We start from the raw sequence: 9650 nt of genomic DNA, 5'->3' as shown, positions 1-9650 counted from the left end.
TCATGGTATGTCGGTATTTTACGCGCAATGAATATTAATCATATTCGTTTTAAGCATTAACAAAACCAATTTTATTTCTTATTTTTTTACTGATGGTTTTATGATGGGCAGTTTTTAAGTTATTATTAAAAGTCATGGTTTTAGCTTCTGGATTTAATGGCATGCGGCTTTAACCATGTTTTCCCTTTTTTTACACCTGTTTTTTATTAGGTTTAATCATCATGGGATATCGTGTTTTATATTTAACGAATGTTAATCATCCTTTTAACCGTTTTCCCTCTTTTTTATTGCGTTATTTTTATAATCTATTTCGTAAAATAATTGGGATATAGCATCGATGATGAATAAGTGGGGAGTAGTCTGTTTTTAAATGCTCTTTACCTTTTAAAAATTTGGCATTAATGGGAGCCTGTTTTTTTACACTTTTTTAATTAATAACCGAGTTAATCACCGATAAAAAAGCGCTTGCGATCGCCACAAAAGCGAATGCAAGCAAAGAAAGAAAGTCAATAATATTAAAACTTGTGAGGCTATTCTCATTCCGAGGTTTTTTATTTTTTAATTAAAAATTCATTTAATGAATGACCTTCATTGAGGAGTTTTTGTAAACCTGATGGTTTTTTACCGTTTCCTGACCAGTATTTAATTTCTCCATTTTCATTAAACTGATACTTAGGTTTTCTCGTTTTTCCTTTTCCTGTCTTTGATTTTTTAGGTTTAAAATCAGAAAGAGTAATAGGTATGTTAATGGTCTTAAGATCAAGGCCGATTTCTTCAATCATTCTTAATATGTCTAAACGTTTTTGTTCTTTTTGTTCCGCTTCTAAGCTCATTAATCTGAAGGTTTCTTTGCTGTCTTGAACGACTACCTCTAATGCTTTGTAAACATCTTCTAACCATTCAACATCTTTTGTTTGAGCAAATCTTCTTAATGTGGACATTCTGGATAAATGTTTTGATACAATCTCATATTCTTGTTCTATGGTTATTCCTGTCATTTTGTCACCTTGTTAATAAATTTAAAACTTGTCTTTTCTGATGTTTTCTCTTCTAAAGTCAGTATAACACCGAATTTTTTACTTGCTTTAAAAAAGCTTTAATCATTTCTGTTTTACTTTTAATGATTAAAGTTTTTGCCTTCTTTTTCATGATATGCTTGCGGTTTTTTTCCAGATTTTAAAACCGAGGTGACAGATAAAACATGGTTTTTATTAATACCGGTTTTATCACATTCAAATAAAACGTATTTAATCCTATGCGAATAAGTGGAAATTTTTTACTCTCTTGTTTTCAGATGGCATGGAAAACGATAATCCATATTATTTAAGCTGAGAAGTTGGGATTTATAAAATAAATAAAAAGCCTTTAAACCGAAGATTAACTTTTCTCATTGATAATCAAAATATTAAAAGCCAATAATCTGAACCGGATATTTTAATACCCGGTTCTTTTTAATCAGGAAGGGTTAACCGGTATCACACTTTCTGTTGGGTAACATCCCAATACCTTTAATGAATGAGTGATTTTCGCCAATGCTTTCAGGACGTGTTGTGTATTGATTGAACGGATATTAGCCTGGACATCAATATAAAACATCTCTTCCCACGGATTTCCGTTAATCGGGCGAGATTCCAGTTTACTCATAATAATATTATGTTTTTTCAGCACCATTAGCGCATCTACCAGCGCTCCGGCCTGCTGTCCAGTTGCCATAATAAATGTCGTTTTGGCTGGTACTTGTTCTGCAACTTCAATAGGTTGACGGGAAACAATAATGAAACGAGTAATATTATGTGATTGATTTGCTAGATTCTGTTCCAGAACTTGTAACTGATAAAGTGCCCCACCTGCTTCACTACCTAAAACTGCAATTTCTGGTGAATTCTGTTCAGCGACTTTTTGCATCGCTGCGGCAGTACTTTCGCAATATTTAATTTTCCAATGTGGGAATTGATTAATATATTGGCTACATTGTTGGAATGGTTGAGGGTGACTGTAAACCGTTTTGATTTCTGATAGCGTTGTCTCTGTTGCAACGAGTAGGCAATGGTTAATAGGAATGGTTATTTCCCCCACAATTGACAAATTGGTGTGTTGCAACAAGTCATAAACATCATTGATGGAACCAGAGCTGGTATTTTCGATGGGTAACATTCCGTAATCCGCCTGGCCTGTTTCAACCAAGGAGAAGATATCCTGGAATTTATGGCAGCTACATTCAATTAATTGATTGAAATGACGTGCCGCATATTGGCGGGCTGCGATATGAGAATAGGAACCTCTAGGACCAAGGAATGCAATACGTGCTGAATCTTGGGGTGTTTGATTTAGGTGTTGCTGCAATAATGCTTGTTGAGTGAGTACGGAATCTTCAATGATCATCTGAAAGAGACGCGAAATATAAAAGCCATCAAGCCCGTAGTTTTTTCCTTTTCTAATGAGTACATCTAGTAGTTCGCGTTCGCGATCCTTATCTCTGATAGGGCGATTATCCTGCAACTTAGTTTGTGCAATATCAGAAGCTAATTGGCGACGTTCTGCTAGTAAAATCAACAACTTTAAATCAAGTTCGCTGACTTTTTTCCGTATGTTCAGCAAATTATTTTGATCCATAAAGAGTTCCTAATAGGTTATTCACATTCTGATAATAATAGGTTTGCAATGGACAGAAAAAAGCCTCCCGGTGGGGAGGCTTGCTGTTCGTCTTTTCGTTCTTTTTCCAACGACGAAAGCCTCCCTCAAGGGAAGGTAAAAAAGAAAGAAAAGAAAAACAGATTTGTATTCATCATATTCTCATATTTATAGTTTGTGTGACTACTCTTTGCTCAATTGGGCGAAGCTTCCCATTTCATCGGCAGTCGCCCGCACTGGACAAAGGTTTACAGTAGTTTTTGTTAATTAACCTTATGTTGTTGTTTCTGTCAACAAAAAACGCGTCCAAACTGGACGCGTTAGAGGCAAGTCATTGTTATTTTATTGTGATATTTCTGGTTCTGTTTCTAGCTGTGTTTCTAAGTTAAGGTTTGATTCTTTAACACTGTTGCAAGTCCGGCGTGCCTCTCCCTTATGCTGAACTTTATTCAATTGGCGCTCCAGTTTTGTTAATAATTCATTGATAGCAATATACATATCTTCATGTTTTGCACCGGCAACTAACATACCATTTGGTATACTTATGGTTGCATCAGCCCTAAAATTTTGCGGCCCTTTTGATAGAATAATATGAGGATTTATCAGATTTACTTGCCATTTATTTAGTTTGCTTAGACGTTTTTCTACGTGGTTGCGAATTGCCGGGGTAATCTCCATTTGTTTGCTGGTAATATTCACTATCATATAGTTACCTCTCATTATTGATTATCCACCTTCAATAATTTCAGCATACATTTCTTTTTCATGAAAAAGGTGATCTAAATCACCATTTAACCAAACATGAGGCAACTAGTTGAAGCAATTGTGATTAGTGGTAAAAATATGAAGAATATCTATTGCAGGATTGGCGCTAATGAGACACTATTGACCAGTTGAATCTTTTCAACTCTGCTGATAAGTAGTCTTTTTTAGATGTTAATAAAATAAAACAGCGGCGCCGGCCGCTGTTTTATTGTCTACTTCTTTATACAGGATTAGCAGCAATGAGTTTTGCTGTTTTATCTGCCTGAGCGGTTAAACCCAAACGTGTATAAGCTTTTTCCATATAAGGCAGTGCTTCCAAAGTTGATTGTGTATCAGGGTAATCACGTAACATTTGTTCAACCCGATTTACCACCGCGACATAGGCGCCACGTTTGTTATAATATTCCACGACCGAAAGCTCATACTTTGCCAGACGCTCTTTGATAAACATTAAACGCTTAATCGCATCGGCAGTATACAGGCTGTTAGGATGATAGCGTACTAATTGGCTAAAATCCTTGAATGCTACCCTGGCATGTTCAGGATCACGATCTGAGCGGTCAATGCCGAAGAAACTTTGCAGTAGACTGTTATCCAAGGCTTGTGAAGTTAATCCACGCATGTACAGAACATAATCTATGTTGGGATGAGTTGGATTTAGGCGGATGAAACGGTCAATGGAAGCGAGAGCCATTGGCAAGTCAGAGGATTTATAATAAGCATAAATCAGATCGAGTTGTACTTGCTGCGAATAGGGGCCAAATGGATAGCGATTATCGAGGGTTTCCAATTGCTTGATCGCATCTCCATAGCTACCGTTTTGCAGCTTTTCCTGACCCTTAGAGTAAATTTCCGCAGGTGGATTGTCGGGGACAACGTTTTTATCACCAGCGCACCCGGAAAGTACCAGGCTCAATGTGGCGGCAGCCACCAGATATTTCGTGCGTATCATCACGTGTTGATTATCCTCTGAGTGTTTTCTGGGAGACTATCCATGAAGCTCCCGGCAAAAGATCGAGTTACAATAGCACACTATATTAAATTAAACGGCTCTGCCGTCAAAACTCAACGTAAGTGTAGAAACAATATATGGCACAACAAATACGACTTAATGCAACAGTCGCCGAATCTCAGCTCGGTCAACGTTTAGATCAGGCTTTGGCTGAATTGTTCCCTGATTATTCAAGATCACGCATAAAAGATTGGATCTTGGATGACAGAGTTCAGGTTAATGGCAAATTAATCAATAAGCCAAAAGAAAAAGTGCTGGGAGGTGAAGAAATTGCAATTGATGCCATCATTGAAGAAGATGCGCGTTGGGAACCTCAGGATATTGCGTTAAATATTGTCTATGAAGACGATGACATTTTAGTAATAAATAAATCGCGTGATTTGGTCGTTCATCCGGGGGCAGGAAATCCAGATGGTACGGTATTGAATGCGTTGTTATATCGTTATCCTGAAATTGCCGATGTTCCTCGAGCGGGTATTGTTCACCGTCTTGATAAAGATACGACAGGGCTGATGGTCATTGCTAAAACAGTTCCCGCTCAAACGCGTTTAGTCGAATCACTCCAACTACGGGAAATTACCCGTGAATATGAAGCGGTGGCGACAGGTCGTATGACGGCGGGTGGCATTGTTGAAGAGCCCATTTCTCGTCATCCAACGAAACGAACACATATGGCAGTGCATCCAATGGGCAAACCGGCGATTACCCATTATCGGGTAATGGAACATTTTCGGGCACATACTCGTCTACGCCTGAGACTGGAAACCGGCAGAACACACCAGATACGTGTTCACATGGCCCATATTAGTCGTCCACTAGTAGGTGATCCTTTGTATGGCGGTCGTCCTCGTCCTTTAAAAGGAGCTTCTGATGAGTTCCGCGAGGTAATGCGTAACTTTGATCGTCAGGCATTGCACGCCACGATGCTGCGTCTTTATCATCCGATAACCGGCATTGAAATGGAATGGCATGCTGAATTACCGGAAGATATGGTGATGCTGATTAAGGCATTAAAAGCAGATGCAGAAGCCTTTAAAGACGAAATGGATTGGTAAATGACCGCGCTTATTTTTCCAAACTGGCCACAACCGACGACAGTAAAAGCTTGTAGTTCTACCCGTTTAGGGGGAATGAGCTTGTCACCCTATGATAGTTTGAATCTGGGTAAGCATGTTGGTGATAAACCTGATGTTGTTGAACAAAACAGGCATATTTTAGCGAAAATGGCAGAACTGCCTCAGCCGCCAATTTGGTTAGAACAGGTTCATGGTACGTGTGTTGTGAGACTTAATGGTCAGCCACTGGAAGATAATAAAGCTGATTCTGTTTATACCAATATTCCTGGGCAGGTTTGTGCTGTGATGACAGCAGATTGCCTGCCTGTACTATTTTGCAGTTCTGCTGGTGATGAAGTTGCGGCTGCCCATGCAGGGTGGCGAGGTTTATGCGCTGGCGTACTGGAAAACACTATCGCTCAATTTAAAGCTAAACCTAATCAGATCCAAGCTTGGTTAGGGCCGGCAATTGGCGCGAAAAAATTTGAAGTCGGCAATGAAGTTTTGCAAGCGTTCACTCTCCAGCATGCTGATTTGAGTCAAGCTTTTATACCTGTCGGCGAAAAGTATTTAGCAGATATCTATTTGTTAGCAAAGTTAAAATTGCAATCTGTTGGTGTGAATGCGATTTTTGGCGGTGATGAATGTACTGTCAGTAATAAAGAGAAATTTTTCTCTTATCGTCGTGATGGGATCACCGGACGTATGGCAACTTTAATCTGGCTGATATAACCTATCCCGTAGGGCGATCCGTTGGCGCATAAAAGAATGTCTCACATTGCTTTTCAGAATAACCTTGAATATTTGAGGAATGGCCTCATTTAATCTCCAGTAGCAAAATTTCTGAACAGTATTGGAGGTGTTATGCGTCTGGATCGTCTTACTAATAAATTCCAGCTTGCTCTCGCTGACGCCCAGTCCTTTGCACTTGGGCATGATAATCAGTTCATCGAACCAATTCACTTAATGAGTTCACTGTTAAAACAAGAGGGTGGCTCTATTCGCCCATTATTAACGTCAATTGGAATTGATGCAGGTCGTTTCAGCAATCAGCTTGAGCTGGCTTTAGAACGTTTGCCGCGGGTACAGGGTGTTGGTGGTGATGTACAACCATCCAATGACTTAGTTCGTCATTTAAATCTGTGCGACAAACTAGCACAAAAAGCCGGGGATAATTTTATCTCCTCTGAATTATTTGTTCTGGCAGCATTGGAAGAACGTGGCACATTAAGTGACATATTGAAAGCTGTTGGCGCAACAAAAGAAAAAATCACTAAGGCAATAGAACAAATGCGTGGTGGTGAAAAAGTTGATGATCAGGGAGCGGAAGATCAACGCCAAGCCCTGAAAAAATATACTATTGATCTGACTGAACGTGCTGAACAAGGAAAACTTGATCCGGTGATTGGCCGTGATGAAGAAATTCGCCGCACTATTCAGGTGTTACAACGCCGTACTAAAAATAACCCAGTCTTAATTGGTGAACCCGGGGTTGGTAAAACAGCCATTGTTGAAGGGCTTGCTCAACGGATCATTAATGGTGAAGTTCCTGAGGGGCTTAAAAATAAGCGAGTCCTTTCTCTGGATATGGGAGCACTGTTAGCAGGGGCTAAATATCGTGGTGAATTCGAAGAACGTTTGAAAGGTGTGCTGAACGACCTGTCTAAACAGGAAGGCAATGTCATTCTGTTTATTGACGAATTGCATACTATGGTTGGTGCGGGTAAGGCTGATGGGGCAATGGATGCTGGCAACATGTTAAAACCGGCCCTGGCCCGTGGTGAACTTCACTGTGTTGGTGCAACAACACTTGATGAATATCGTCAATACATTGAAAAAGACGCAGCACTGGAACGCCGTTTCCAAAAAGTCTATGTTGCAGAACCTTCCGTAGAGGACACTATCGCTATTTTGCGCGGTCTGAAAGAACGTTATGAGTTACATCATCATGTACAAATTACCGACCCTGCAATTGTCGCGGCAGCAACATTATCTCATCGTTATATTTCAGACCGTATGTTGCCGGATAAGGCTATCGACTTGATCGATGAAGCGGGCGCCAGTTTACGTATGCAAATGGATTCAAAACCGGAAGCGCTGGACCGTCTGGAACGTAGGGTTATCCAATTGAAGTTGGAACAGCAGGCGCTGAAAAAAGAGTCTGATGATGCCAGTAAAAAACGGCTTGAAATGCTTAATGAAGAGCTGATCGTAAAGGAACGCGAATATTCTGAATTGGAAGAGGAATGGAAAGCTGAAAAAGCGGCATTGACGGGGACTCAGCACATAAAAGCAGAATTGGAAAATGCCCGTATCAGTCTGGAACAGGCACGCCGCAGTGGTGATTTAGCGAAGATGTCTGAAATTCAATATGGGAAAATACCTGGGTTAGAAAAACAACTTGCCGCCGCCACACAAGCTGAAAGTAAGCATATGAAACTGCTTCGCAACAAAGTTACCGATGCGGAAATTGCAGAAATTCTTGCTCGTTGGACAGGTATTCCTGTTGCCAGAATGCTTGAGAGTGAAAAAGATAAACTGTTGCGCATGGAGCAAGAGCTGCATAAACGTGTTATTGGTCAGGATGAGGCAGTCAATGCAGTATCTAATGCGATCCGCCGTAGCCGTGCGGGATTAGCTGATCCAAATCGTCCGATTGGCTCATTCTTGTTTCTTGGTCCAACCGGTGTTGGTAAAACTGAGTTGTGCAAAGCATTAGCGAACTTCCTGTTTGACAGCGATGATGCAATGGTGCGTATCGATATGTCTGAATTTATGGAAAAACATGCCGTATCACGATTGGTAGGAGCGCCGCCAGGGTATGTTGGCTATGAAGAAGGTGGTTATCTAACAGAAGCTGTTCGTCGTCGGCCTTATTCCGTGATTTTGCTTGATGAAGTGGAAAAAGCGCACCCGGATGTATTCAATATCTTATTGCAGGTGCTGGATGATGGTCGATTGACTGATGGGCAAGGTCGTACTGTCGATTTCCGCAACACGGTTGTAATCATGACCTCTAATCTCGGGTCGGACATGATCCAGGAGCGTTTTGGTAGCCTGAATTATGGTGAAATGAAAGATATGGTGATGGGAATTGTTAACCATCATTTCAGACCTGAATTTATTAACCGTATTGATGAAGCTGTTGTGTTCCATCCATTAGGGCGTCGGCATTTATCAGCGATTGCAGATATCCAATTACAACGTTTGTACAAACGTCTGGAAGAACGTGGTTATCAGGTTACGATGACTCAGCAAGCGTTGGAAATGTTGGCAGAAGCCGGGTTCGATCCTGTTTACGGTGCACGGCCATTGAAGCGAGCTATCCAGCAGGAAATCGAAAATCCATTAGCTCAAAAGATACTTTCCGGCCAACTATTGCCAGGAAAACGAGTTACTCTGGATGTGGAAAATAGCCATATCGTAGCCAAGCAATAACTTTATATTTATACCCGTTATCTTTCAAGTTGCCTCTTTGTTGGCTGCACTCACTCACCCCGGTCACATAGTTATCTATGCTCCCGGGGATTCGCTCCCTTGCCGTCGCGATGCATCTTGAAATCCATTGGGTATAGCTAGGGATAATAAAGAGGTGGGAAACTGCCTCTTTTTTTATCATTTTGCGCGTTAAATCGCAATTCGGCATTGTTTTTGCTTAATTGGTGTTCGAATGAATTTTTTTTGTAATTAAATGCTTGCCAGCATCAAAGAATTCCCTATAATGCGCCACCACTGACCGACACAACGCTGATAAACGTTGTCAGGCTAGGAAGAGAAAAGCGAATAAGCGCTTGACTCTGCGGGCGAAAAGCGTAGTATACGCAGCCCGGCTGAACGAGAATATTAAATTTTATGTCAGCCTGCTCTTTAACAATTAATCAGACAATCTGTGTGGGCACTCACAAGACCGTATCACAAAAAATACGTTTTAAAGTCTTGAAGAGTGAACAACAGTTAATTCATTACGAACTAATTTAGTAACGTTATTTTGGCAGGATAACGCGAAGGCAAGCGAGCAACACCGAGACAGTACTTCAGTACGGCGAGGTGTAGCGCAGTGAAGCCGACAAAGTTAGCCAAACAAAAGAGCGTTAATCAGTGAATTCTTTGAGCATCAAGCTTTTAATTGAAGAGTTTGATCATGGCTCAGATTGAACGCTGGCGGCAGGCCTAACACATGCAAGTCG

At 40.7% G+C, this 9650-nt stretch carries 7 protein-coding genes, 1 rRNA gene and 1 other annotated feature; of the genes, 4 read left to right on the top strand and 4 right to left on the bottom strand.

Going from position 1 to position 9650, the window contains the following annotated elements; all coding sequences use genetic code 11:
* Window positions 1-551: 551 nt before the first annotated feature.
* The 4 genes from OO184_RS23865 to bamD form a co-directional block, all read right to left on the bottom strand.
* Window positions 552-998 carry an H-NS histone family protein gene (locus OO184_RS23865; RefSeq protein WP_265381304.1) on the bottom strand — a complete coding sequence of 149 codons (447 nt, stop codon included), beginning with the start codon at window positions 996-998 and terminating at the stop codon, window positions 552-554.
* Between the two features lie 457 nt (window positions 999-1455).
* Window positions 1456-2613, bottom strand: a complete 1158-nt coding sequence (gene pheA, locus OO184_RS23860) for a bifunctional chorismate mutase/prephenate dehydratase (protein WP_265381303.1) — start codon at window positions 2611-2613, stop codon at window positions 1456-1458.
* 54 nt (window positions 2614-2667) lie between these two features.
* Window positions 2668-2787: a sequence feature (Phe leader region), on the bottom strand.
* Window positions 2788-2973: 186 nt separating this feature from the next.
* The gene (gene raiA, locus OO184_RS23855) at window positions 2974-3336 is read right to left on the bottom strand and encodes a ribosome-associated translation inhibitor RaiA (protein WP_265381302.1); all 363 of its coding nucleotides are present in this window, start codon (window positions 3334-3336) and stop codon (window positions 2974-2976) included.
* Between the two features lie 280 nt (window positions 3337-3616).
* Window positions 3617-4348: an outer membrane protein assembly factor BamD gene (bamD, locus tag OO184_RS23850; RefSeq protein ID WP_265381305.1), complete on the bottom strand. Its 732-nt coding sequence runs from the start codon at window positions 4346-4348 to the stop codon at window positions 3617-3619.
* A 137-nt stretch (window positions 4349-4485) separates the two neighbouring features.
* Between bamD and rluD the strand changes: the two genes are divergently transcribed.
* The 4 genes from rluD to OO184_RS23830 form a co-directional block, all read left to right on the top strand.
* Window positions 4486-5463: a 23S rRNA pseudouridine(1911/1915/1917) synthase RluD gene (rluD, locus tag OO184_RS23845; protein WP_265381301.1), complete on the top strand. Its 978-nt coding sequence runs from the start codon at window positions 4486-4488 to the stop codon at window positions 5461-5463.
* Window positions 5464-6195 carry a purine nucleoside phosphorylase YfiH gene (yfiH, locus tag OO184_RS23840; RefSeq protein ID WP_265381300.1) on the top strand — a complete coding sequence of 244 codons (732 nt, stop codon included), beginning with the start codon at window positions 5464-5466 and terminating at the stop codon, window positions 6193-6195.
* Between the two features lie 132 nt (window positions 6196-6327).
* Window positions 6328-8901 (top strand): ATP-dependent chaperone ClpB, encoded by a 2574-nt coding sequence (gene clpB / locus OO184_RS23835; RefSeq protein WP_265381299.1) that lies wholly within the window; start codon window positions 6328-6330, stop codon window positions 8899-8901.
* A gap of 685 nt (window positions 8902-9586) precedes the next feature.
* A 16S ribosomal RNA gene (locus OO184_RS23830) occupies window positions 9587-9650 on the top strand; the annotation flags it as partial.

It is taken from the genome of Photorhabdus aballayi (assembly GCF_026153155.1).
Classification (GTDB): Bacteria; Pseudomonadota; Gammaproteobacteria; order Enterobacterales; family Enterobacteriaceae; genus Photorhabdus; species Photorhabdus luminescens.
The sequence above is the reverse complement of the archived record's forward strand: the minus strand, read 5'-3'. Positions and strand labels throughout refer to the sequence as shown.